Raw genomic sequence first — 24,227 nt, 5'->3', positions numbered from 1 at the left:
GCCAATATGGCCAAATTACTACGACTTAGCTTGCCAGTACTGATCATCATCTTGGGTATTTTGCTTAGCCAGTATATTAAACAAAACAAACCACAAGCTCAGAAAAAAACTGTCCAACAACAAACCAAATTAGCAGTAGAAGTCAGCCGCTTGCAACCGCAGGATTATCAGGTATGGATTGCCTCCTATGGTAGTATTCAAGCCCATACTGAAACCAAGTTGATCGCTCAGGTGGCGGGTACCATCACCAATGTTTCCGATAATTTTCGGGAAGGGGAGTTTTTTAAAAAAGGCGAACAATTACTCAAAATAGATCAGCGAGATTACCAAAATGCGATCACCATTGCCGCTGCCGAACTACAAACCACGCAACTACAACTCGCCGAAGAGCAAGCCAAAGTCGTCCAAGCATTACGCGATTGGCAGCGTTTAGGGAAAGGTAAACCAGCCAACGATTTGGTTTTACGCAAACCACAACTCGCCGCCAAACAAGCCGCTTTAGCCTCTGCTCAAGCCAAGTTAAGTAAAGCCAAATTGGAACTAGAACGGACCGTGATCCGAGCCCCTTACGCGGGACGGGTGATCGACAAGAATGTCGAGCTTGGTGAATACGTGAGCAGCGGCAAACAACTGGCAAGCAGCTATGCCATCGACTACCTAGAACTGCGTTTACCGCTTAGCTTAAGCGATCAAGCGGTACTGAACATTCCCGAGAACTTTCGCCAAAGTCACAGCAGCATCAGCAAACCCTTGGTCAAGCTTTATACTCAATTAGGAACGCAACAATACCAATGGCGAGCTCAAATCGAACGTAGCGAGGCAGCACTCAATAGCACCAGCCGCCAACTTTACTTAGTGGCAAAAATCGACGACCCCTACGGACCCAACAATGAAAATAAACCGCCTCTAAAAATCGGTCAATTTGTCAGCGCCAATATTCAAGGGAAAACCTTAAAACAAGTCTATGTGATCCCTCGTAGCGCCTTATATCCAGACCAGCAGGTAGTCATCCTGGAAAATGGTTTATTACAGCGTAAAAAAGTCTCACTGATCTGGCAAGATCCACAAAGTTATATCATCGATGGCGGCTTAAATCCTGGTCAAACGTTAGTCACCACCCCGCTAGGCAGGGTGATCAGTGGCACCCCAGCTAGAGTCATAGGAGACTAAGCGATGCATGGTCTAATTGCTTGGTTCGCCCGTAACCACGTAGCCGCCAACCTGTTGATGGTGCTGATTGTCGGCTTGGGTTTATACTCCGCCCGCTACCGTTTACCTTTGGAGGTATTTCCTGAATTTGAGCTGGATATGGTGAACGTGAGTATCGCCTTGCCCGGGTCAAGTCCCGAAGAAAGTGAACAAAGTTTAGCGATCCGCATTGAAGAAGCGATCAGCGATATCGAAGGCATTGACCAAATATCCTCGATATCTCAGGAAGGTGCCGCGCGCGTCAGTGCCGAAGTAAATCCTCACTACGTCACTCGTGATGTGATGGACGACATTAAATCTCGGATCGACGCAATTAATACCTTCCCGAGTGATGCCGAGCGCCCTGTCGTCAGCCTCAGTCAGCGCAAACGTGAAACCATCTCGGTAGCTGTTTCTGGTGCCCTTCAAACCAAAGAACTGCGGCTACTGGCGGAACAGATCCGTGATGAACTATTGCAACTCCCGGAACTAAGTCAGGTGGAACTGGATGCGGTCGCCCCCTACGAAATTTCTATCGAAGTCTCCGAAAGAAAGCTGCGTGAATATGGCTTAAGCCTAAGTAAGGTCGCCGAATCCATTCGACTCGCCTCCTTAGATCTTTCTGCAGGCTCGGTAAAAACACAGGGAGGGGAAATTTTACTGCGCACTAAAGGCCAAGCTTACATTGGCGAAGAGTTCGCGAATTTATTAATCATCAGTCAAGCCGATGGTACTCGTATTAAACTCGCTGATATCGCCACAGTGGTGGATGGTTTCGAAGAAACACCGATTGTGAATCGATTTAATAAACAACCCGCAGTGATGATTGAAGTCTATCGAGTCGGCGATCAAAGCGCCATTGTCGTGGCTGACGCTGTGAAAAACTACATCCTTGAAAAACAGAGTCAATTGCCCACAGGGGTATCGGTCAATTATTGGCGCGACCGCTCCAGCGTGGTAAAAGCCCGTCTCAATACGCTCAAGAACAGCGCCCTGCAAGGCTGTTTATTGGTCGCCTTACTGCTTGCTATTTTCTTACGTCCGGCCATTGCAGTATGGGTCTGTGTTGGCATTCCGCTAAGCTTTATGGGCGGTTTACTGGTGATGCCTACCCTCGATGTCACCATCAACATCATCTCGTTATTTGCCTTCATCATGGTACTGGGAATTTTGGTCGACGATGCCATCGTCACTGGGGAGAATATTTATACTCACCTTAAAGCTGGCGAAGAACCACTATATGCAGCGATTAAGGGGACCCAAGAAGTCGCAGTTCCAGTGACCTTTGGCGTCTTAACTACAGTTGCCGCCTTCCTGCCACTCCTGATGATTGATGGGGTTCGAGGCAAGATATTTGCGCAAATCCCAATGATTGTGATCCCGGTCTTGTTGTTCTCTTTGATCGAATCAAAACTAATTTTACCAGCCCACCTGAAGCACCTCAAACCACTCAATAAGAATCATTCTAGCCGCTTTAATCGCTGGCAACATGCCATCGCCGATGGCTTTGAAAATGCAATTTTACGCTTCTATCAGCCACTCTTGAAACGTGCACTATCCCGCCGTTTATTAACCCTCAGTCTCGCCATCAGCATCTTCTTAGTCGTGCTATCCTTAGCAACCTCTGGCTGGGTACGCTTTGTTTTCTTTCCAAGAGTGCCAAGCGAAACGGCACGGGCCAGCTTAGTACTACCAGCAGGCACAAGCTTTAATATCACCGATAATTATATTCAACGGATCTTTGAGGCCGCCCGTCAGTTACAAGATCAATACCGAGACTCAGAAAGTGGCGAGAGCATCATTCTCAACATTTTAGCCACTAGTGGCTCTAGCGGCGGCTCTGGTAGCGGCCAAAGCAATACTGGCCGTGTAATGTTTGAAATTGAACCCCCCGAGAGCAGAACCAACCCAGTCACCAGCGCCGATTTAGTGCGTCAGTGGCGGCAACTCATCGGCCCACTTCCCGGAGCAGAGAGCCTTACCTTCCGAGCTGAAATCGGCCGAGGCGGCTCACCTTTAGACATTCAGTTGAGTAGCAATGACTTTTCGGCCATGTCACAAGTTGCCGAACTGACTAGAAAAAAATTAGCCGAATATCCTGCGGTATTTGATGTTGAAGATAGTCTAGCCAACGGCAAACAAGAACTACAACTAAACATAAAGCCACAAGCACAAGCCTTAGGTTTAAGCTTAAACGAGCTCGCCCAACAAGTGAGGAGTGCCTTTTTTGGCTATCAGGTACAGCGGATCCAGCGAGGACGTGAAGATGTCAAAGTTTATGTCCGTTATCCAGCGGATGAGCGTCACTCGCAATATAATCTCAATAAAATGCTAATTAGAACAGCCAGCGGCGCTGAACTGCCCTTCGATGAAGTTGCCACATTGCGCCCTTCACAAAGCCCAGCCACGATTACCCGGATCGATCGCTTGCGTACCCAAAATATTCGCGCCGACGTCAACAAACAGCAAGCCAACATCGAAGTGATTAAGAGCGAGCTCCAACAATGGCTCACTCAAACACTTGCCAGCTATCCAGAGGTTAACTTCAGTTTAGAAGGTGAAGCCAAAGAACAGCGCGAATCCTTTACCAGTCTGGCGATTGGCTTAGCATTTGTGCTATTTGTAATTTATGGACTACTCGCCATTCCTTTCCGATCATATTTGCAACCACTGGTGGTGATGTCGATCATCCCCTTTGGTTTAGTCGGCGCGGTACTCGGCCACATGATCATGGGTATGTCGCTAACGGTTATGAGCATGATGGGCATGCTGGCTTTAACCGGCGTTGTAGTCAACGACAGCCTTGTGCTAGTCGACTACATTAACCAGCAACGAGCCAAGGGAATCGACTTGTTCAGTGCGGTCACTAAGGCTGGGGTTGCTCGCTTTAGAGCTGTAATCCTCACCTCGTTAACCACCTTTGCTGGTTTAATGCCTCTGATTTTCGAGAAGAGTACTCAAGCACAGTTTTTAATTCCAATGGCTGTCTCACTTGGTTTTGGGATTATTTTTGCCACCATCGTGACTCTATTGATCGTACCAGTAAATTATTTGTTACTCGAAGATGCTCGTCAGGCAGGAACGAAGGCCAAAAGGTGGTGGCTGGCTGGTTTCGAAAAACCAAAGAATTAATCTACGGCGTACCAGCCCACGCACACAAAGTTGAGCAATCAAGCAAACCGGGCTCGCGACAATTATGCTCTTAGATGTTACTCATGGTCACCGCATGATGAGCTTGCTCGGTGGCCTCTTCAAGCAAGCGAGGTGCCTTACTCTTATTCAGTGCGATTAACTCACAAAGCGGTGCTGGCAAATTATTCGCGACCAACTCAGCACTTAAACCGGCATCAAGGGCATGATGAGCAAAAATAGCTAAACGGATCAACACCGCTGGTTTTGATACTGGATCAAAATCCACCGGATTCAACTGCTGTTCGATGGCATCGGTAATCACCGGAGAGAAGTTCCAACGCTGCGCCAATTCACCACCGATCTGGGCATAATCTAAACCGAGAGTTTGGCGCTGCGCCGATACCCGAGTTTCTCCCGATTCTAAACTCAGCTCAATCAGGCCCGCTTCTTCGGGAGTCGCAATGGCAATCATCAGCTCACCAAAATTATGTAGCATGCCACAGGTGAAGGCTGTATCTGGATCAACATCGGTACATTTAGCGAGGGCTTGAGCCAGCATCGCTACGTACATCGCCTGTGTCCAAAACTGTTTTTGATCGAAATTTTTATGCGGCATCATGCCGTTCAGTCCCGCCGCAACCACTAACGAGCGAACCCTTTTTAAGCCCAAGCGAATGGCAGCAGCCTCAATTGAATCAATTTGCTTGATCCCGCGGAAGGCGACCGAGTTAGCCATCTTTAATACATTCGCCCCGAGGGATTGATCGGTCGCAAGCTTCCTTCCCAAATGATGCAAGTCGACATTTTCATCGTTAATGCTCATCAGCAATTCCTGCATGATTTGCGGCATCACTGGCAGTTTCTTTACTTGCTGGAAAAAGGCTTCCAGTTCCATGTATGGCTCTCCCAAAAATAAGTGTGAAGCGCGCCCTGCTTTCACACCCCGATGACTCAAATATTAAGCCCTAATTCACAATCTGTAAGCTAGCGAAGGTTCAAATTGTTAAATTGACCCAAACTGAACATTATATCAACAGCTAGTTTGACCTGATAAATATGGAAAACATAGTGATTATTGCACAAAATGACAGGAAAGCTTGGGCCAAGGATAAGCTCGCGTCACAACATTTGTCAGATCAACGACTTACAAATTTAATTATAGAAAACAGAACTTTAGACTACAGCCATTGGCTAGATTGTTTAGGCGCTGAACAACTGGTCGATTCCCAAGAATATCCCAGCGTTCCGCAAAACCAAATGATTAATAACACCTTAACGTAAGAAGCTCGCCGGAACAGGATCCTGCAATACCATCAAACGAATTTTATCTAACATCACCTGAAACCAGTTAAATTGTTGTAAGTGTTCTTGCCGACTCATGCCAATGGTGCCTGCCATGAAGTTTCGCGTAAAGTTATAGAAATAGATACACACGCTAGTCAGCGCTTCATCATCCCAAGCGGACCCTTTTTCGACAAAAGATTGTTTTGCCTGAGTAATCATAATTCCCCGATACCAGTCCTCTAGCGCCTTGAAGTCATTATCGTGGGTAAATAATTCATGAAAGCTGACTAACATCACAGCCGTCTCTGGCAACTCATTCACGCGACGCTGACCACTATCTGAGTAATCTTTAATACCGCCGGAAGCCAAATGAAAATTAGTTTCATCAAGCACCACCAGCACCTTATCAAACCATCGATGAGCTAAAGCAAAAAAGATCGACTCTTTATTCAGAAAAAAACGATATAAAGAGGCAATGTCAATCTCTGCATGCTGAGCAATTAAATTAGTATTCACCGCAGCCATGCCTTGCTCTCTAATTAGCGTTAATGTGCTATCTAAAATGTGCTCGACTAGTCGTCTAGTACGCTCTTGGCGTGGCTGCTTACGCATCGCCAAATGCTCAGGAACGACATAGTTTTCCATAATTACCTCTTTCTTCTATAAAAACAGCTCAACGCCTGACAAAATTAAAATTAAGATTAAATGAAATATTCCTTAAAATATTTACAGCAGCTTATACTCCACCTCGCCTTACGAAACAACCGTGATTTAACTCATTGCGAGATAAGTTTAGTAAAATTGACAAACTTTATTCTCGACAATGTACGCATATATGCAACAATAACTATATATTTGATTTTTTAATCGAATTTTATAAATAGCTATTCGCGGAGAATACATTGGACCACTCGGCCGAAGATTTAGTTAGCTGGTTTCGCCAATCAGCCCCATATATCAATGCCCATCGCGGTAAAACCTTTGTCATCATGCTCAGTGGTGAAGCCAGCAGCAGTGCCAACTTTAGCAATATTATTCAAGACATTGCTCTGCTCAAAACCCTTGGCGTGAAAATCGTTCTGGTGTGTGGCGCACGCCCGCAAATCGACGCATTAATCCAAGCACATCACCACAGTTGTGAGTTTGCAGGCGAGCAGCGTATCACCGATGAGCGCAGCCTTGACATCATTAAGCAGGCGGTCGGTCAGATCCAAATGGACATCGAAGCGCAATTATCGATGGGCTTGGTTAACTCACCTTTACATCAAGCACACATTAATGTGGTTCGTGGTAACTTTGTGGTCGCACAACCGATCGGCGTAGAAGACGGCATCGACTTCCTGCATACTGGTAAGGTTAGACGAATTAACCATCAAAGCATTAGGCGCCAGCTCGATCATGGTGAAATTCTCATGGTGTCACCGCTGGGAGTCTCGGTTACTGGCGAGTTGTTTAATATTTGCTCTGAAGATATCACCACTGAAATCGCGGTCGCCTTAAACGCCGATAAAGTCATCTATTTCTGTCCAGAACAAGGGATCCATGACGAAGACGGCCAGCTAGTGAGTGAGCTACTTCCCGATGCCGCCAATCAACTGATGTGTTCTGAGGCGTTTCTCAAAGCAACAGATAAAGACACACTTCGTTATTTAGCGGCAGCCATTCGCTGCAGTGACCGAGGGATCCAACGTTGTCATCTGGTCAGCTATCAACAAGATGGCTCGCTATTAAACGAATTGTACACTCGAGATGGCAGTGGAACTCAATTGGTCCAATACAGTTACGAGCGAGTTCGCGAAGCAAAGCTGGATGACATTAATGGTATTATCGAACTGATCCGCCCCTTAGAAGAACAAGGTATATTGGTAAGGCGCTCTAGAGAATTATTAGAAATGGAAATAGAGCGTTTCACCATTGTTGAACGCGATGGCATGATTATCGGCTGTGCTGCGCTATATTTGTTTGCTGGCGAGAGTATGGGAGAGCTTGCTTGTCTGGTGAGCCATCCACAATATCGTCAATCTAGCCGCGGCGACCGCTTGCTCCAAGCTATTATTAAGCGGGCGAGAAGCAAAGGCTTAAATCAATTGTTTGTACTCACCACCAAAAGTATTCACTGGTTTAGAGAGCGTGGATTTTCGCCTGCCGATTTCAGCGACCTACCCGCAGAAAAACAGGCTATCTATAATTTGCAACGCCGTTCTAAGATTTTATTGATGGACATTACCGCTTAATCACACACCGGGTAAATACCGCTCAAGGAAAATTGAGCGGTATTGACTTAGAACATCAAACGCCCGCTCTTTCACCGCGATGAATGAATACTCGAGCTGCAGCCATAAATGAACCACAGAAGCACAACAAATCCCAAGGTTAGACTTTCTCGCCTATTATTGGCTGCTGCACAAGCAGCTCGACCGGATTAAACTTCAACTCCGTGGCTGGCGAGGCTAACCATTTTTCAACATGCTCAGGCAAACAAGGCTTAGCAAAGCCAAAACCTTGAAACTGCTGACAACCTAAATGCAGCAATTGGTCGAGTTGCGCTCTTAGCTCAATCCCTTCCGCTAATACCTCAATATCGAGGCTGTCACACATGGCAATAATAGTTTTGACCATTTGTGCGTGTTTGCTATTTTGATGAATATTAACGACAAACTGTCGGTCAATTTTCAAGCGAGTCACTGGAAAAAGAACCAAGCGTGACAGATTAGAATAGCCGCTACCAAAATCATCAATAGTAATGGTGAATCCCCAGTTATATAGCACCTCAACCACTTCGCTGGCTCGCTTGGTACTCATACCTAAGGCAGACTCAGTTAATTCGAGTTCAATAAAGCGCGGATGGATCTTATACTTAGTCAAACGGTTCAATAAAAAAGTTACAAAATCAGCTTGTTCTAAATCTACCGCCGAAAGATTGATTGCCACCGATACTGGCGTTAAGCCCTTATCCAGCCATTCCCGGATCTGTTTGCAGCTTCGTTCGATGACCCAACGAGTAACAGCGACCACCAAACCGCGCTCTTCAGCAATCGGAATAAACACCGCTGGCGATACCGGGCCTAATTGCGGTGAAGTCCAACGTAACAAGGCTTCCAAACCAATCAGCTCGCCGCGTTGATTAACCTTCGCTTGATAGACTAAGTACAGCTGCTGTTGCTCACTCTGAAGCATATCCGCCAATACATCAGCGATTTCCTGACGCGCAAAAAACAAATTCATTTCCTGAGGGTTAAACACACAAGCATGTTTAGGAAACGCGTTGGATGAAGCGTAAATGGCCGCGCTAATTAGCTCGTTCGGTGTTTGCCCATGCTGTGGCATCAGAGCAATACCACACTTCACCTCAAACTTAATTGGCTTGTCCTCGAACATAAAACTGGCACACAAACTTTGGTGATGTAGATTCATCTTGTTTACAATTTGCTGCTGACTATCGCCAATGCAAATAAAACCCAAACTAAATTCGCCCACCCGCGCCACAGCCATGGGGGCAATAGGTAATTGACGTATAGTTTTAGCTAAGGTCTGCAAGGCTAAAGATACACCTGTTGAGCCACATTTTTGCTTAATATATTGGCTATTGGCCAACTCAACCACCACGATCGATAAGCCGGTGGTGTAACGTTCAATTAATCGCTCGATATGCTGCCGAAACCACATACTATTGGGTAAGCCAGAATAGGCATCCAAAGACTTCATTTGCTCGCTATTTTTTTGTTCCGACTCTAACTGTTTAGTGAGGGCAATTTGGCTCGATACATCTTCAAAACTCACCAAACTATAATACTTACGCGACATACTTTTCACGCTATAACGTAACGTGATATCAGACCCTGCTTGACTAAGATGAATAATGCCTCGTTTATTTGCCATATTGAGCTGGGGTAACAAGCGGCTAATGGTTTCACTTTTCTTTATCTGCTCGCTGTTCAGCTTAAATAAACGACTGGCCACCTGGTTGAAGTCGACCAAGCAACAATGTCGATCCAACATAATATGCGCATTTGCGGCATCGGCAAACAAGGAGCGGTATAGATCATGATGCATCGATAAAGCTTCATTTTTAAATCTCTGTTGCTTGCCAAGCTTAGCTGCGGCGGCAATGGTTCGAGCAGCCGCTAAAGGTAAACAGATGTTAAACACCAAAAAAATCAAGCTATTTAAATACCAATTGGTATTTTCTAAAACTATATCAAAAGGAAGCCATTGGTAAAACGTAATCCCTTCGGCAGAGATATATAAAGGAAATAGATTAAATAGCATACAAGCTATCGCTGCTCGCATCCCCAATAAAACCAAGGCCACCATCGGTAACGAATAAACCACGATAGACCCGAATAACACCAAATGGGGATCAGAAATAAATAGATGAATACATATTCCAGAAAGGCCAATAGTCAGTAATAACAGCCACGAAACTTGATGATAATAACGCCAACTACATATTAACTGCAGGATAAGCAAGGTATAGAAAAATAGAGTAATGACAAAAATATGATAATAGCCAAGGGCATAAGCCACACGAGAACTATCAACGACAATCGCAGCAGTAAGAATCAGACAAGCGAGCAAAATGATCCGAAGTGCGCTAATTTTCCAATTTTCAATCACTGGATGGACTTGCTCACTATCGTCAAGCAACAGCCAAGCCTTTATCCATAAACCGACTGAACTAAGCAATCCCATTTCCCAATATACTAATTAATGACAAATTTACCTTACCCGATCCCTTCACTAATTCAACATTATTTTACTTGTGTGCTATCGCTAAAAAACAAAAAAAGGCTCCTTAAGAGGAGCCTTGAGAAGTAAACAGGAAAAGGTCGTTTATTATATTGCTAATCTAGCAAGAACAAACCTTTAGAAGTCGTAACGTACCGCTAAAGTAAACTCATCATCTGCACCGTCGATTTGATCAAGCGCGTAAGCAGCAACAACACGTGCTTGCTTGGTTAAGTCGTAACGACCTTCAAGCATCACCCGATCTTTTGCATCTTTATTCTTGGTATCATTCTTATCGTTTTGATAAACCACTTGGGCGCGTAATGCCTTGGTAAATTTGTAACCCAATGCGGCTTCTGTTGCTTTAAACTTATCATCTTTACCACGATAAGCTTCACGTTCGCTGTAGGCCGCCATCATATAAGCATTAGCAATTGAATAATCAGCACCAATAATCCATAAAGAACCATCTTTTACGCCATCGGCGCTGTTGTTTTGCGCACGATAACCAGCACCAACATTTAGGCCAAAATCAGAGTTATAAACCAAAGACGCGCCATAAGATGAGTCGGCTTTAATATCATCCGATTGAGAGTCATTATTTTTAAGTTGATAATCGGCAGCGATGTTTATATTAGCGAAATTACCTTGGTACTTCAGGACATTGCTTAAACGCTTACCACCATTGTTTACGTAACCATATTGGTTCGTAAAAGATACATCGGTGATATCACCAGAGATAGGGTCTAAAGCATCTTTTTGACGACCGTATGTGACTTTACCAAAGTCACCCCCCAAGCCCACGTAAGCTAGGCGTGTTTTAATATTGCCATTTTTATCATCGGTGGCATCGCCATCGGTAATGTCATGCTGTAATTCGTAACGAGCAATGGCATTCAAATTGCTGGTCATGGCCGATTTTAATTTCGCCCCGAAGCGAACATAGGAATCATTTTCACCATCTTGGCCGATATCTGAATTTTCGCTACCCGAGATGTAACCCGCATATACACGACCATAAATATCGACCGCATGCGTATCATCTTCGTATACTTTAGCAGCGTTAGCAGAACCAGCAGCGGCAGCAACCGCAAGTGCAATAAGAGTTAGCTTTTTCATTTTATTCCCTAAAAAATGTGAACTACATCAACTAAAAGTTGAGCAAATATTAGGGTTGACGGATGACAGGCAGGTGACTGAAAAATTAAAGATTTATGACATAGGAACCATTCATGGATAAATGTAAGTAATTGATAATAATAAACTTTATTGGAAATCCAGGTTTAAAAATGACTAGGTGGATAACGCCAGTCAACGGAAAACCATCGTGAATGCCTAATTTTGAAGCGAATAACAAACACTGCGGCTATAAAATTAAAGCAGAAAATCAGATTTGATTCTCTGCAGTTTCAATCTCCACATCACTCGCCATCGAACTTTAGTTCCAAGAAGGGAAAACAACGATTCAGCGCAGCAGGGCCTTCGAGTCGTCACGGTTAACGACTCAATAGGCGATGGTCCACTAAACCACTCAATAGGACGAATTAAATCGCCTTAAATTGATTACTGATCGCATCATAGTGATAACCAATACTTTCTAAGCGGCGCGACAAAGAGCGCTCCTCACAACCCAAGGTTAAGGTAAGGTCTTCTAAACTATGACATTCCAAACGTAATTTTTCATTCACGATGCCCAACAAAATACTCGCATCTAAGTTAAGCAAATAACTGGCGTCCATCATCGGCTCCTTTTTCGCAACGTACCTCTCTGTTTGAGCTTAGCCAAAAATAAAACAATTGATGCTGAACAAGTAAAAAATTATAGGATTTGAGCGAGAACAAGCGAATAAGAAGGGGCAAACAAGCCCTTAAGCCATGATTAACGAAGCCGACTGTTATTAAATACTGTTCAAAATGATCTGCACCGTGTGTCCATAACAGGCTTATGGCTAACAGCCAGAGTGGCCTCTGGCTTCAAACTTAGCTTTAAAACTCAAACTGTTCGCGCATGAGAGCTTCATATTCATTACAACCGCCAACATGCTTTTCATCAACAAAGATCTGCGGCACGGTTTCTACAGGTTTACCAACCGTTTTTTCTAAGTCTGCTTTAGAAATCCCTTCGGCATGAATATCGATATAACGAAATTTATAATCTTCATGTTTTTCACTAAGTTGTTCAGCAATCTGTTTAGCACGAACACAAAAAGGGCAACCTGGACGACCAAAAATTACAGCAAACATTGTTAAACTCCATGAGAACAAGATGCAATCATACTATAACGGCTCAAACATAAATAAAAATTGTATCTTACTTTTACAGTGATAGGTCACGGCTATCAAAGCAACGATCTCACTTTATGGCAAATACTTAAGGCGAAGAAGTCATTCAAGCTGACGTATATTTGAGCGAGACTAAAATCTAGTGTGCCACTACAAAAAGTACTGCCAACAAAAGCCTCCGTGTAATAAGCCTAGGCCTATATAATTAAACCAAGCACGAGACTTGGTTTAATTTGGGCGTTGGGTAAACACCTATTGGTTAGCGATTAAACGCCAAGGCTAGACTAACGGATCTTGATTTTATGTTTTTCTGCCTCCTCTAATTGGACTTTGGGTGCTCTGAGCATCAATAAACCATTGACTAACTCGGCGCTTATTTGATCTGCCTGAATAGACTTCCCGACATTGATACTGCGACTAAAAAAACCGGAGCGACGTTCCTTACGCAATACGTTATCGACATCAGATTGATGCTGTTCAGCTATCTTCGCTTGGATAGTCAACACACCACCCTCTAAGTCAACATCAATGTCGTCTTTCGCGACGCCGGGTAACTCAGCCACAAACAAATAACTATCATCTTTGTCGATGATATCGACACGCGGTTCAAAAAACCCATCTCGACTATTAAAAAAATCAGACCCGACAAGCTCATTCCAAAAATGGTCAGAATCAAACCAGCGGTCTCTAGGAACGAGTTTCATGTCAACCTCCTTAGTCACACGATTAACAGAACCGATCCATAGTTTAAATCTAGTCCATTACGCTAATTTTAGATAGGCCATAGATCTTGCAAAATAGTCAGATTTGATATGCCGCAAGTTGTGCAGAGACAAGGTCACCAAGAGAGAGTAATCGGTACGGTTTATGCCAATGATCCAGAGAGGCGTTCGCTTGCAAACAAGAGATAAAAAAAACCGCTAGGGATTAGCCTAGCGGTTTTTGATGTGAATAGCGTTATATTAAGTCACGAGTTAAAAGGCAACTACCAAAGTAGTTTACTCGGCCGCTTCAACATCTGAGTCGCATTCTTTTGCTTCCATTTCTTCAGTGATGGGCAGGCGGACAAAAAAGCCCTTGCCCGTGGCAAAACAACGCATCGTTGGTTGCTGTTCTTGTTCCATGATGGATATACCTCCTAAAGTTATTACAAGTGTAAAAAGACAAATTTTCGGTTCATTCTTCGTTATTGCCACTTGCGAAAGTAAGGCTAGCTAGTGAATAAAAATTACACAAGAAATAAAATGAAAAGCGCTTCCTTTGCTTATGATTTCTTGATCTAGCTCAGTCTTGCGGGGACTAATCTATAGGTTTTTTTCCAAAATGTGAAGTGCTAATTTAATAGGCTTCAATTTGCCCAAAACCAGAAATAAAAAAATACCCAATAAAAACAAAGCATTAGAAATACTGGGTAAAGTGTAAATCGACCAGAAACGCCCACTCCGGCAGTGCCAAGCACAACAACAGCAAACACTGCGGAAATGAAATCATGATGATAAAAATAAGAACAATTGAATCAATCACTTACTGTGAGAATACAATAAGCAGATGAGGCGTGAATAGATATTCACAAAAATCGTTACTAACAAATAAGGCTTTAACAAAGTTCTGCTGTAAGCCCCTAACCAAAAGGGCTAACGCTTTTTCATACGAGTAATATCCATCAGTAACCATAGCGCCAAAATAACCGCTGACACGGAGGCACCATAATTGATATATATTTCGATATAACCCAGTAAAAAACTCACCAAAGGAAGTACAACAACTAGCAATAAGGCCAACAGCAAATAGCCCACAGGATCCCCCTTATTTTTTGTTGCTATTATATCGACTTGGGAATGCGGTAGAAAGCTTATTCGAAATAAGATTTCAACTGTAGTTGGACATAACCATCTTTCCAAACTGTCGTCTCTAAATGCGTTTTGCAAATTGCACATAGCATTCGAGTTGGCAAGCTTAAGTGACCCGATATACGGTTCCCTTTCACTTTAAAGAGCAAATTTTGCTGAGCTTGCCAGCGTACGCCTCCACGCCAACTAGAGCGCCATTGCGGCACTTGTTGGTACTGTAATAAGGCTTTTTGTTGATAATCCTGACTCGGTTCCAAGACTTTATTAGTTCGAAATGCGACCCTTTGTTGCTCTTGTAACCAGTTAATATTGCTAAATAAATCACCAGTAGATGGCGGCTGTTTCAATTGATTTTCGAGACTAAAATCAAACCCAACTTTAGATTGAGCCTGTAAGTTACTAGCCCACAATAATACCGCTATTAATATCGATAATATAATACCCATAACCAGCTCTCCCCCGTGAATTAAACATTCAACAACTGACTATTCTTATGCAATGCTTAACCAACGACTCATCACCAAGAGGCTAATACCTATACTTAAGAATAGTTGACGCTACTGATTAGTGCTATTTTCATGCCAGCACGCTGCTCGCATTACATTTCCGCAACCTAATGTAACCTCCAGATAACACCTAAAACCTTGTTTGTTACAAAAGAGCGTCTACCATTGGCACTAACTTCAAGTTTTGTGCGAAGTTACTTGACTGTTGGCCCGTAGTTTTCTTTCATATCAGACCAAATGGATAAAATTCACCATTTGGCAATCGCTAACATTTATTCAATAAGTAAAAAGATGTTGTTAAATCGCAACTCTACAAAACAACCATTAGCAGGAACACACTATGCAAATCGGAATACCTAAGGAGATCTTCGACCAGGAGAGCCGGGTAGCCGCCACCCCAAAAACCGTGGAACAGCTATTAAAACTTGGCTTTTCTGTGGCAGTGGAAAGCGGCGCTGGAACAGCAGCCAGCTTTAATGACGAGGCCTATATAGAAGCAGGCGCAGAAATTGTAAGCACAGAGCAAGCTTTTCAAGCTGACTTGGTGTTTAAGGTGAACGCTCCGCTTGATGGCAGTGATAACAGCACCGATGAAATTGCCCTATTAAAGGAAGGCGCAACCTTAGCGAGCTTTGCTTGGCCAGCCCAAAATCCAGAGTTACTTGAGAAATTTAAAGCCGCAAAAGTAAACCTGCTGGCGATGGACATGGTGCCACGGATATCTCGCGCTCAATCTCTTGATGCTCGTAGCTCGTTGGCCAACGTTGATGGTTATCGCGCAGTCATCGAAGCGGCCAACCATTTTGGTCGTTTTTTTACCGGTCAAATCACCGCCGCAGGTAAGGTTCCCCCTGCAAAGGTACTAATTATTGGTGCTGGCGTCGCGGGCTTGGCCGCCATCGGCACAGCAGGTAGTCTAGGAGCGATTGTACGTGCCTTCGACACCCGTCCTGAGGTGAAAGAGCAGATCAATTCGATGGGCGCCGAATTCCTCGAACTTGAATACGAAGAAGAAGACACTGGCAGTGGTGACGGTTACGCTAAAGAAATGAGCGCCGCCTTCATCGAAGCCGAAATGGCCCTATTCCGTGAACAGGCCAAAGACGTAGATATCATCATTACCACGGCTTTAATCCCCGGACGCCCTGCACCGAAACTTATTTTGGCCGACATGGTTGAGTTAATGAAGCCCGGCAGTGTAATTGTCGACTTAGCGGCTGCGACTGGCGGGAACTGTGAATTAACCGAACCCGGTGAAATTGCAGTAAAACACGGTGTGACGATCATTGGCCTAACCGATATTTCGCGTCGCCTACCGGCACAAGCTAGCCAGCTATACGGCACCAACTTAGTCAACTTACTCAAGCTATTAAGCCCAGAGAAAAACGGCGAAATTAACATCAACTTCGAAGACGAAGTACTACGTGGTGTTACTTCAGTGAAAGACGGTGAGATTACCTTCCCACCGCCAGCCATTCAAGTCAGCGCTCAACCGAAAGCTGCCGAACCGACTCCCGTAGTCGAAGCAGTTGAAGAGAAACCCAACAAGCCATGGCTTAAGCCATTGATTGCAGCTGCCGGAGCGGCGGCGTTTGCTTGGATAGCCGATGCTGCTCCAAGTGACTTCCTACAACATTTCACGGTGTTTATGCTGGCCTGTGTGGTGGGTTACTACGTGGTATGGAATGTAAGCCATGCACTACATACGCCTCTAATGAGTGTCACCAACGCCATTAGCGGTATTATTATTGTGGGTGCCTTGGTGCAAATGAAAGCCGATACCTCATGGGTAGTTTTACTACTTTCAGGCATTGCCATACTGATTGCCAGCATCAATATTGCTGGTGGTTTTACTGTGACTCAGCGGATGCTGAAAATGTTCCGTAAAGACGTCTAAGGAGAAATAGTCACATGTCTCAAGGTATTGTATCAGCCGCTTATTTAGTCGCTGCCTTATTATTTATTTTCAGCCTGGCAGGCCTCAGTAAGCAAGAAACCGCTCAACGCGGCAACATCTTTGGCATCGTAGGGATGGTAATCGCGGTACTCGCGACCCTCGCCAGTACCCAAGTTACCGGTGGAAGTTGGATTATCACCATCGCCATGGCGATTGGTGCGGCCATTGGTATACGCTTAGCGCTTAAAGTTGAAATGACCGAAATGCCAGAGCTGGTTGCCATCTTGCACAGCTTCGTAGGTATGGCTGCGGTATTAGTTGGCTTTTCCAGCGCTATCGACCACAGCTCGTTAATTGACACAGTCACAGGCCTGATCGACCCTGTCGCCAAATCAATCCACGACGTTGAAGTTTTCCTTGGCATTTTCATTGGCGCGGTCACCTTTACCGGTTCAGTGGTTGCCTTTGGTAAACTTCGCGGTTTGATCAGTAGTGCCCCTAAAGCGCTACCAGGCGCACACTGGTTAAACTTAGGCATGATTGTGGTCTCAATCTACCTAGGTAGTATCTTCATGGACTCAGAGTCAATGTGGGCGCTGGTGTTCATGACCCTCATTGCCTTTGTATTTGGTTATAACTTAGTGTCGGCGATTGGTGGTGCAGATATGCCAGTCGTGGTTTCAATGCTCAATTCCTACTCTGGTTGGGCTGCAGCCGCCGCAGGTTTCATGCTCGGCAACGACCTATTGATCGTCACCGGTGCTTTGGTGGGTAGCTCTGGTGCAATCCTGTCTTACATCATGTGTAAGGCGATGAACCGCTCATTTGTGAGCGTGATCTTAGGTGGTTTTGGCACCGAAGGCGGCACCGTGGTTGCCGATGTAGACCAAGGCGAGCATACCGAAGTTCAGGCCGAAGACGTCGCCGAAATGCTGAAAGAAGCCAACGAGGTCATTATTGCTCCAGGTTACGGCATGGCCGTCGCACAAGCACAATATCCGGTGGCTGAAATTACTAAGCAATTACGAGCGAAAGGCATTAAGGTTCGCTTTGCGATCCACCCCGTTGCTGGTCGTTTACCGGGCCATATGAATGTGTTGTTAGCCGAAGCCAAAGTCCCTTACGACATCGTGATGGAAATGGATGAAATTAACGAAGACTTCGCCGCTACCGACGTCGTTTTAGTGATTGGTGCCAACGATACAGTGAATCCTGCTGCGAAGGAGCCTGGTAGCCCAATTGCAGGTATGCCAGTACTGGAAGTATGGGATGCCAAGAAGGTGGTAGTATTTAAACGTTCAATGGCCACCGGTTATGCGGGTGTACAAAATCCATTATTCTTTAAAGAGAACACCGACATGTTGTTTGGGGATGCTAAAGAAACGGTACAGAAGATCCTTTCTCATATCTAAGCAGATAATGTGTTGATGAAACAAAGCCGCTCCTAGAGCGGCTTTTTTGATTGTCAAATCAAACACTGTTCATGATTCAATCATTATCGTTTGGTTTGAAATTTTCAGCCAAAGGATTCAAATATTTTACGAAGAAATATCCGATAATTATGAATCTTCGCTAGACAGGAAGCTAAAGGACAGCATTAAGCTTTACTCCGCTAAATTAGAGCAATGCAAAGCGCAACCTATAAGGCCTGATTTTAACGCTGATCCAATTCAACTCATCAAGCGAAGGCTTTCACTTCACTCTTTAATCACCATCATGCCCACGGAGTATCGCAGTCAATCAGCGATGAAGTGGAGTACTAGGGAGCAGACGACTTGGGCGTAGCAAGTTTCCTTAGGCGCGTTGGTTGATGAGAAACGCAAGATTTAAGGGAATACGGGGTGACCTTTGTTCTGTGTACGAAGCTTTAACCAGCAAAGCTTCGTGTATCGCCGTCAAGGTGAAACCCAAACGCACCATAAGAACTAATGCGAAATAAGCCCCCCAAACCATAACAAAAAAGCTCCCGAGGGAGCTTCCAATCAATCACATCAAGCCAATCACCAAAATAGAACTTATGAGAATTTAGTTTCTTTCAGCTTTTGCGCTAATACACGACGTTCTGTCGACAATTCAGCATTTTTGATCGTATATTCATCCACGCGATCTTCATAGTCGCCACGCATATTTTCAATAATCAATTTAATTTCTTCGACACTCATACCCGCTTGAATGTAGTTACTTAGGTTATCGAGTAACTCAACCCGTTTGCGGTTATCGCGAATTTTTTTGTCCACATCGGCCATTTCACGCTTCAATTTGTTACGTCGACGACTCATAGAAACAAACTCCAAAACCAGCGCTACGTTTTCTACATTTTTGTTTTCCATTACTACTCCTAAGTGGTGAGAATTCACAAATGCACACTCTAAGCCTAACTTACCCGCTTAAGTTTTTTCAGCAACGTTTATTTCAACAAAAGTCTATTCGACTTTAGCTAGATCAAAATAATACCAGTGCTGAATCATCTGATAGGTGGCCCTGATTAACCACACAAACCAGTCCAATGTCGCTACCTGAGCGCAATATCATCCGTTACAAATAAAAATAAAGCTCCTCAAGGCGCTATATTTGGCTTACCACATCAAGTCGTCAGGCACTTGGTAATCGGCGTAAGGATCATCTTCGTCAATCACATCCTGACTAGGATCGTTGATCAGCACCACTACGTTTTCATCACGCTGGGCAACCTTTTCAGCCACGATCGTCGGTACCACTTCGTATGCCTCACCCAAAGTCACAATGGCTAAGCGACCATTACTCAGCTGCTTGCGCAACTCTTCGGTGACAAAAATCTTTTTAATCACCCCGTTGTGAGTAAAGTTATAGCCTTCGTCTCCGCGCTTCCGATCAATCATATTCATTTCGATCAGCTGTTTAATTTGTGCGGCAACCGCTTTTTTTGCTTTTTCAGCATTTTGCTGCTGAGCTAATTCGGCATCCCGTTGCTGTTGTTCTATTTTGACTTGTTCAGCGGCAGCTTTCACTTCTTTAGCCAAAGTGCGTGATTTCTTATTGGTTTTACCGACTTTCTTAGCTTTTTTCTTGTCAACTAAACCTGCTTTAAGCATTTGCTCTTGCAGTGATAATTTGGCCATGAGAACTGAACTACCTTCACTAAGTTGGAATTAAAAATGGCGGTACCGCCGTAGGCCTGAATGATACGCCAAGCCACTTGTAAATTGAACCTTGAAGTCACTTAAACCAAACAAGCTATCGGCTTTAGGCGATCGGCTTAAATTCAACTCTGGCTCTTGATTTCGACTTAAGTTCATTACAAGAGCTAGAATTACAGAAATAACTGGCAGCCCCACAGGCTGCTAGCTTTTCTAACGCTGCGTCACAGTCTGGGCAATAGGCCAGCTTCTGATAATGCTGTTGACAACTTGCGCAATAGTATTGCCCATCCCAGTCCAGCGCTTTCCCACAATCGGGACAGTCATTATTCGCACTCATAATCGACTCCTGTTGAATTTTTTCGCCAATATATAGCATATGCCATTATTGGTAAATATGATCTTGGCAAATATTAAACCTCTACAATACTTAAGCGAGCAGCAAGCAAGTTGAGCAAGCAAGTTGAGCAAGCAAGTAATATTCATGAGAAAATTCATATATACTTCTTACATGATCATATTTACAGTGGTTTCCCGTGGAACTTAGCAGCCTGCCTGTAACGGCCCTGAAAGGTGTTGGCGATAGACTCGCCGAAAAGTTATTACGATTGGAGATTCGTAGCGTCGGTGATTTGCTCACCCATTTACCCCTGCGCTACGAAGATCGCACCCATATTTGGCCTATTCACGACTTATTGCATGGCAGCCATGTTTCTGTTCATGGCGAGATCACTAAAACCGAATTAATCTATGCACGTCGCCGTATGCTCACCTGTCGCATCAATGATGGCAGTGGCAGTATCACCTTACGTTTTTTTAACTTCAATAACGCCCAGCAAGCAGCCATGCAACAGGGTTTATGGATGCGCTGCTTTGGTGAAGTGAAACGCGGCAAGCACGGTTGGGAGATGATTCATCCCGAATACAGCATTGTGAGCGATGTTAGCGCCCCCTTAGTTGAAGAAAAACTCACTCCTGTCTACCCAACCACCGAAGGACTCAAGCAACTCAATCTACGTAAACTTAGCGAGCAGGCCTTCGCCTTACTAGAACAATATCCGCTGGTCGACTGGCTCCCCAGCCACCTGCGCCCGCACGGTTTAGACATGAACCAGGCCTTAAAGCTATTACACCGCCCGGAACCAGATTGCCAACTCAGTCTATTGGAAGAAGGCCGTCATCCGGCCCAGCAACGCTTAATTATAGAGGAATTGGCCGCTCACCAGCTCAGCATGCTTAAGCTACGCCAACAACAGCAACGCCAAGCGGCTATTGCCCTACCCTTGGTGAGCCAACTCGAACAACAATTTCTAAGCGCGCTGCCTTTCAAACCCACTCGGGCCCAGCAGAAGGTCACCGCCGAAATAAAGCAAGATACCCAACAAGCCCATGCGATGATGCGCCTAGTGCAAGGTGATGTGGGTAGTGGTAAAACACTGGTCGCAGCGATGGCAGCCATACAGGCCTTGGGCAATGGCTACCAAGTGGCTCTCATGGCTCCCACCGAAATATTGGCAGAGCAACATGCGCTTAACTTTCAAGGCTGGTTCGAGCCCTTAGGTATTAAGCTGGCCTGGCTCGCTGGAAAACAAAAGGGCAAGGCACGCCAACAAGCACTCGCCGAGATCGCCTCAGGCGAAGCGCAAATGGTGGTGGGCACCCATGCGATTTTCCAAGAACAAGTCCAGTTCCACAAACTGGCTTTGGTGATTATTGATGAGCAACACCGCTTTGGGGTGCATCAACGGATGGCACTACGGGAAAAAGGTGCAGCTATCGAAGGCAGCAATACCCTACCTCACCAGTTAATTATGACCGCCACTCCAATTCCGCGAACTTTAGCGATGACTGCCTATGCCGATTTAGAGCTTTCGATCATCGATGAATTACCGCCGGGGCGGACTCCCATAACCACTGTAGCACTGCCCGATACTCGGCGGGAACAGGTGATTGAGCGAGTCTACCAAGCCTGCCACAAAGATGGTCGTCAAGCCTATTGGGTCTGTACCTTAATTGAAGAATCGGAAGTATTACAGTGTCAAGCTGCCGAAGACACCGCCGAAACCCTACAAAAACAATTACCGGATCTGCGTATTGGGCTGGTACATGGACGAATGAAAGCCCAAGAAAAGCAATGGGTGATGGCGCAATTTAAAAACCACCAACTCGATCTACTCGTCGCAACCACGGTCATTGAAGTCGGTGTCGATGTGCCAAACTCCAGTCTGATGATTATTGAAAACCCAGAACGACTGGGTTTAGCACAATTACATCAACTTCGTGGCCGGGTGGGACGAGGTGAGGTAGAAAGTCACTGCGTATTGATGTACCACAGTCCGCTCTCAAAGACTTCAAGCGCGCGCTTAAGTGTTTTACGCGACAGTACCGATGGCTTCGTGATCGCTCAGCGAGACATGGAATTACGAGGCCCCGGTGAACTACTCGGCACCAAACAAACTGGCCTTGCCGAGTTCAAAATCGCCGACTTAGTCAGAGACCAAGCACTAATTCACGAGGCGCAAAGCCTCGCCAAACAACTACTGCAACAACACAGTGCTAGTGTTACGCCACTCATTAGCCGCTGGTTAGCCGAACGCGAGCAATTTGCCCAAGCCTAACAACAGCCAAACTTACAATCACTGTTCGGACATACCGCACCATGTCCTGAGAATATGCGCTATGCTGGCTGCTCCGCATCTAGATTAGAAAATGAACGACAACTGTCTACTGCCCGCTGCCAGCCTTGATACAACTGCTGACGCTGTTGCGCTTGCATATTCGGCGTAAAGCAACGCTCTGTCGAGTTAATCTCAGCCAAACTCTCAGTGCCATCCCAATAGCCCACCGCTAAACCAGCAAGATAAGCCGCACCTAAAGCGGTTGATTCGATCAATGAGGGGCGTAATACCTCCGTAGCCAACAAATCCGCTTGAAACTGCAATAAGAAATCATTGGCCACGGCACCACCGTCCACTCGCAGTTGTTGTAAACGGATCCCGGCATCGGCCTGCATCGCATCTAATAAATCACGGCTTTGATAGGCGATCGACTCCAGTGCTGCTCGAATTATATGGTTACGATTGGCCCCACGAGTTAAACCGACAATACTGCCACGAGCATGTGGATCCCAATAAGGAGCGCCTAAACCCACAAAGGCAGGCACCAAATAAACGCCATTTGTATCAGCGACCTTAGCAGCAAAATATTCGGTATCGGCGGCTTCGCGGATCAAGCCCAACTCATCACGTAACCACTGAATAGTAGCTCCCCCCATAAAGACACTGCCTTCCAAGGCATAACTCAATTGACCATTCAGGGACATCGCAATGGTGGTGAGCAAACCATGACTCGACTTCACCGGTTTATCACCCGTGTTCATCAACAAGAAGCAACCAGTCCCGTAAGTATTTTTGGCCATTCCTTGGTGCAAACACTGCTGACCAAATAAAGCAGCCTGTTGATCGCCAGCGATCCCGGCGATTGGGATCCGAGTTCCTCCCTTCCCCCCAATATTGGTTTTTCCATAGATCTCGGAACAAGACTTTAGCTCCGGTAACATTTGTCTGGGAATATCAAACAGCGCCAGTAAAGTCTCATCCCACTGTAAGCTATGAATATTAAACAACATGGTACGGGACGCATTGGTCAGATCGGTGGCATGCACTCGCCCACCAGTTAATTTCCAGAGTAACCAAGTATCTACGGTCCCAAACAATAAATCTCCCGCTTCCGCTTTAGCTCTCGCACCAACAACGTTATCGAGGATCCATTTCAACTTTGAAGCAGAGAAGTAAGCGTCTAATACCAAACCGGTATTCTCTTGCACATAGTCTTGCCAGCCTTGCTCTCGTAATTGTTCGCACAATTCGGTGGTTCGGCGACATTGCCAAACAATCGCGTTATACACTGGCTGACCGCTGTGTTTGTCCCAGACAATGGTCGTTTCACGCTGATTGGTAATACCAATCGCGGCGATATGCTCGCTGGTGATGCCAGTTTTGGCCATCACCTCAGTAAGAGCCGCACTTTGGCTAGCCCATATCTCCATTGGATTGTGCTCTACCCAGCCTGGTTTCGGGAAATACTGAGTAAATTCGCGTTGTACACTACCCACAATTTCAGATTGATGATTAAAAATGATCGCCCGAGAACTGGTTGTGCCTTGATCGAGAGCCACGATATAACGTGCCGGTTCCATAAAGACTCCACTATATTGAGGAATTATTTGTATATTATGCTCGAA

20 protein-coding genes are annotated in these 24,227 nt (G+C 45.2%); 6 read left to right on the top strand and 14 right to left on the bottom strand.

Annotated elements, in window-relative coordinates; all coding sequences use genetic code 11:
* Nucleotides 1-6: 6 nt before the first annotated feature.
* Together ACRRSY_RS01510 and ACRRSY_RS01505 are read left to right on the top strand one after the other, a co-directional pair.
* Nucleotides 7-1,170, top strand: coding sequence for an efflux RND transporter periplasmic adaptor subunit (locus ACRRSY_RS01510; RefSeq protein WP_432460678.1), 1,164 nt, complete (start codon nucleotides 7-9; stop codon nucleotides 1,168-1,170).
* 3 nt (nucleotides 1,171-1,173) lie between these two features.
* Nucleotides 1,174-4,320 carry an efflux RND transporter permease subunit gene (locus tag ACRRSY_RS01505; protein ID WP_432464241.1) on the top strand — a complete coding sequence of 1,049 codons (3,147 nt, stop codon included), beginning with the start codon at nucleotides 1,174-1,176 and terminating at the stop codon, nucleotides 4,318-4,320.
* Between the two features lie 70 nt (nucleotides 4,321-4,390).
* Here ACRRSY_RS01505 and ACRRSY_RS01500 read toward each other — a convergent pair whose 3' ends face one another.
* Nucleotides 4,391-5,215 carry an HDOD domain-containing protein gene (locus ACRRSY_RS01500; RefSeq protein ID WP_432464240.1) on the bottom strand — a complete coding sequence of 275 codons (825 nt, stop codon included), beginning with the start codon at nucleotides 5,213-5,215 and terminating at the stop codon, nucleotides 4,391-4,393.
* 377 nt (nucleotides 5,216-5,592) lie between these two features.
* Complete coding sequence (locus ACRRSY_RS01495) at nucleotides 5,593-6,249, bottom strand: TetR/AcrR family transcriptional regulator (RefSeq protein ID WP_432454971.1); 657 nt, start codon at nucleotides 6,247-6,249, stop codon at nucleotides 5,593-5,595.
* Between the two features lie 257 nt (nucleotides 6,250-6,506).
* On the opposite strand from ACRRSY_RS01495, the gene argA reads away from it, so the two are divergent.
* The gene (argA, locus tag ACRRSY_RS01490; RefSeq protein WP_432464239.1) at nucleotides 6,507-7,838 is read left to right on the top strand and encodes an amino-acid N-acetyltransferase; all 1,332 of its coding nucleotides are present in this window, start codon (nucleotides 6,507-6,509) and stop codon (nucleotides 7,836-7,838) included.
* Between the two features lie 139 nt (nucleotides 7,839-7,977).
* Here the strand turns inward: argA and ACRRSY_RS01485 are convergent, their stop codons facing one another.
* The 8 genes from ACRRSY_RS01485 to ACRRSY_RS01450 all read right to left on the bottom strand — a co-directional run bounded on the left by ACRRSY_RS01485 (nucleotide 7,978) and on the right by ACRRSY_RS01450 (nucleotide 14,911).
* Entirely contained in the window at nucleotides 7,978-10,290 is a 2,313-nt protein-coding gene (locus tag ACRRSY_RS01485) for a putative bifunctional diguanylate cyclase/phosphodiesterase (protein ID WP_432464238.1), read from the bottom strand.
* Between the two features lie 180 nt (nucleotides 10,291-10,470).
* Nucleotides 10,471-11,451, bottom strand: coding sequence for a porin (locus tag ACRRSY_RS01480; RefSeq protein WP_432464237.1), 981 nt, complete (start codon nucleotides 11,449-11,451; stop codon nucleotides 10,471-10,473).
* Between the two features lie 425 nt (nucleotides 11,452-11,876).
* Complete coding sequence (locus ACRRSY_RS01475) at nucleotides 11,877-12,074, bottom strand: DUF4250 domain-containing protein (protein WP_432454975.1); 198 nt, start codon at nucleotides 12,072-12,074, stop codon at nucleotides 11,877-11,879.
* Nucleotides 12,075-12,318: 244 nt separating this feature from the next.
* On the bottom strand, nucleotides 12,319-12,576 hold the full coding sequence (locus ACRRSY_RS01470; RefSeq protein WP_432464236.1) for a GrxA family glutaredoxin: 258 nt from the start codon (nucleotides 12,574-12,576) through the stop codon (nucleotides 12,319-12,321).
* A gap of 323 nt (nucleotides 12,577-12,899) precedes the next feature.
* On the bottom strand, nucleotides 12,900-13,319 hold the full coding sequence (locus tag ACRRSY_RS01465; RefSeq protein ID WP_432454977.1) for an Hsp20/alpha crystallin family protein: 420 nt from the start codon (nucleotides 13,317-13,319) through the stop codon (nucleotides 12,900-12,902).
* Between the two features lie 294 nt (nucleotides 13,320-13,613).
* The gene (locus tag ACRRSY_RS01460) at nucleotides 13,614-13,739 is read right to left on the bottom strand and encodes a hypothetical protein (protein ID WP_432454978.1); all 126 of its coding nucleotides are present in this window, start codon (nucleotides 13,737-13,739) and stop codon (nucleotides 13,614-13,616) included.
* A gap of 510 nt (nucleotides 13,740-14,249) precedes the next feature.
* A complete protein-coding gene (locus ACRRSY_RS01455) occupies nucleotides 14,250-14,411 on the bottom strand; it encodes a hypothetical protein (RefSeq protein WP_432454979.1) in 162 nt (53 codons plus the stop codon).
* A gap of 56 nt (nucleotides 14,412-14,467) precedes the next feature.
* Nucleotides 14,468-14,911, bottom strand: coding sequence for a hypothetical protein (locus ACRRSY_RS01450; RefSeq protein ID WP_432464235.1), 444 nt, complete (start codon nucleotides 14,909-14,911; stop codon nucleotides 14,468-14,470).
* A gap of 400 nt (nucleotides 14,912-15,311) precedes the next feature.
* On the opposite strand from ACRRSY_RS01450, the gene ACRRSY_RS01445 reads away from it, so the two are divergent.
* Together ACRRSY_RS01445 and pntB are read left to right on the top strand one after the other, a co-directional pair.
* Entirely contained in the window at nucleotides 15,312-16,868 is a 1,557-nt protein-coding gene (locus tag ACRRSY_RS01445; protein ID WP_432464234.1) for a Re/Si-specific NAD(P)(+) transhydrogenase subunit alpha, read from the top strand.
* 14 nt (nucleotides 16,869-16,882) lie between these two features.
* The gene (gene pntB / locus ACRRSY_RS01440; protein WP_432460676.1) at nucleotides 16,883-18,280 is read left to right on the top strand and encodes a Re/Si-specific NAD(P)(+) transhydrogenase subunit beta; all 1,398 of its coding nucleotides are present in this window, start codon (nucleotides 16,883-16,885) and stop codon (nucleotides 18,278-18,280) included.
* Between the two features lie 603 nt (nucleotides 18,281-18,883).
* On the opposite strand, the gene ACRRSY_RS01435 is transcribed toward pntB, so the two are convergent.
* The 3 genes from ACRRSY_RS01435 to ACRRSY_RS01425 all read right to left on the bottom strand — a co-directional run bounded on the left by ACRRSY_RS01435 (nucleotide 18,884) and on the right by ACRRSY_RS01425 (nucleotide 20,324).
* On the bottom strand, nucleotides 18,884-19,198 hold the full coding sequence (locus ACRRSY_RS01435) for a DUF496 family protein (RefSeq protein ID WP_432454983.1): 315 nt from the start codon (nucleotides 19,196-19,198) through the stop codon (nucleotides 18,884-18,886).
* A gap of 246 nt (nucleotides 19,199-19,444) precedes the next feature.
* Complete coding sequence (locus ACRRSY_RS01430; protein WP_432464233.1) at nucleotides 19,445-19,966, bottom strand: DUF2058 domain-containing protein; 522 nt, start codon at nucleotides 19,964-19,966, stop codon at nucleotides 19,445-19,447.
* A 124-nt stretch (nucleotides 19,967-20,090) separates the two neighbouring features.
* Nucleotides 20,091-20,324, bottom strand: a complete 234-nt coding sequence (locus tag ACRRSY_RS01425) for a zinc ribbon domain-containing protein (protein ID WP_432464232.1) — start codon at nucleotides 20,322-20,324, stop codon at nucleotides 20,091-20,093.
* A 196-nt stretch (nucleotides 20,325-20,520) separates the two neighbouring features.
* Here ACRRSY_RS01425 and recG point away from each other — a divergent pair, with 196 nt between their 5' ends.
* A complete protein-coding gene (gene recG / locus ACRRSY_RS01420) occupies nucleotides 20,521-22,602 on the top strand; it encodes an ATP-dependent DNA helicase RecG (RefSeq protein WP_432464231.1) in 2,082 nt (693 codons plus the stop codon).
* A gap of 59 nt (nucleotides 22,603-22,661) precedes the next feature.
* On the opposite strand, the gene glpK is transcribed toward recG, so the two are convergent.
* Complete coding sequence (gene glpK, locus ACRRSY_RS01415; protein WP_432454987.1) at nucleotides 22,662-24,182, bottom strand: glycerol kinase GlpK; 1,521 nt, start codon at nucleotides 24,180-24,182, stop codon at nucleotides 22,662-22,664.
* Nucleotides 24,183-24,227: the final 45 nt, after the last annotated feature.

Origin of the sequence: Agarivorans sp. QJM3NY_33 (assembly GCF_050870865.2) — a bacterium.
Lineage (GTDB): Bacteria > Pseudomonadota > Gammaproteobacteria > Enterobacterales > Celerinatantimonadaceae > Agarivorans.
Note: the sequence above shows the minus strand (reverse complement) of the source record. Positions and strands in the feature narration are given on the sequence as shown.

Coding starts and splice junctions, on each gene's coding strand:
- ACRRSY_RS01465 (WP_432454977.1), bottom strand. CDS start 13,319: ATGAAACTCGTTCCTAGAGACCGCTGGTTTGATTCTGACCATTTTTGG.
- ACRRSY_RS01510 (WP_432460678.1), top strand. CDS start 7: ATGGCCAAATTACTACGACTTAGCTTGCCAGTACTGATCATCATCTTG.
- ACRRSY_RS01500 (WP_432464240.1), bottom strand. CDS start 5,215: ATGGAACTGGAAGCCTTTTTCCAGCAAGTAAAGAAACTGCCAGTGATG.
- ACRRSY_RS01435 (WP_432454983.1), bottom strand. CDS start 19,198: ATGGAAAACAAAAATGTAGAAAACGTAGCGCTGGTTTTGGAGTTTGTT.
- ACRRSY_RS01495 (WP_432454971.1), bottom strand. CDS start 6,249: ATGGAAAACTATGTCGTTCCTGAGCATTTGGCGATGCGTAAGCAGCCA.
- ACRRSY_RS01445 (WP_432464234.1), top strand. CDS start 15,312: ATGCAAATCGGAATACCTAAGGAGATCTTCGACCAGGAGAGCCGGGTA.
- ACRRSY_RS01425 (WP_432464232.1), bottom strand. CDS start 20,324: ATGAGTGCGAATAATGACTGTCCCGATTGTGGGAAAGCGCTGGACTGG.
- ACRRSY_RS01460 (WP_432454978.1), bottom strand. CDS start 13,739: ATGGAACAAGAACAGCAACCAACGATGCGTTGTTTTGCCACGGGCAAG.
- glpK (WP_432454987.1), bottom strand. CDS start 24,182: ATGGAACCGGCACGTTATATCGTGGCTCTCGATCAAGGCACAACCAGT.
- ACRRSY_RS01475 (WP_432454975.1), bottom strand. CDS start 12,074: ATGATGGACGCCAGTTATTTGCTTAACTTAGATGCGAGTATTTTGTTG.
- ACRRSY_RS01450 (WP_432464235.1), bottom strand. CDS start 14,911: ATGGGTATTATATTATCGATATTAATAGCGGTATTATTGTGGGCTAGT.
- ACRRSY_RS01480 (WP_432464237.1), bottom strand. CDS start 11,451: ATGAAAAAGCTAACTCTTATTGCACTTGCGGTTGCTGCCGCTGCTGGT.
- ACRRSY_RS01430 (WP_432464233.1), bottom strand. CDS start 19,966: ATGGCCAAATTATCACTGCAAGAGCAAATGCTTAAAGCAGGTTTAGTT.
- ACRRSY_RS01470 (WP_432464236.1), bottom strand. CDS start 12,576: ATGTTTGCTGTAATTTTTGGTCGTCCAGGTTGCCCTTTTTGTGTTCGT.
- pntB (WP_432460676.1), top strand. CDS start 16,883: ATGTCTCAAGGTATTGTATCAGCCGCTTATTTAGTCGCTGCCTTATTA.
- ACRRSY_RS01505 (WP_432464241.1), top strand. CDS start 1,174: ATGCATGGTCTAATTGCTTGGTTCGCCCGTAACCACGTAGCCGCCAAC.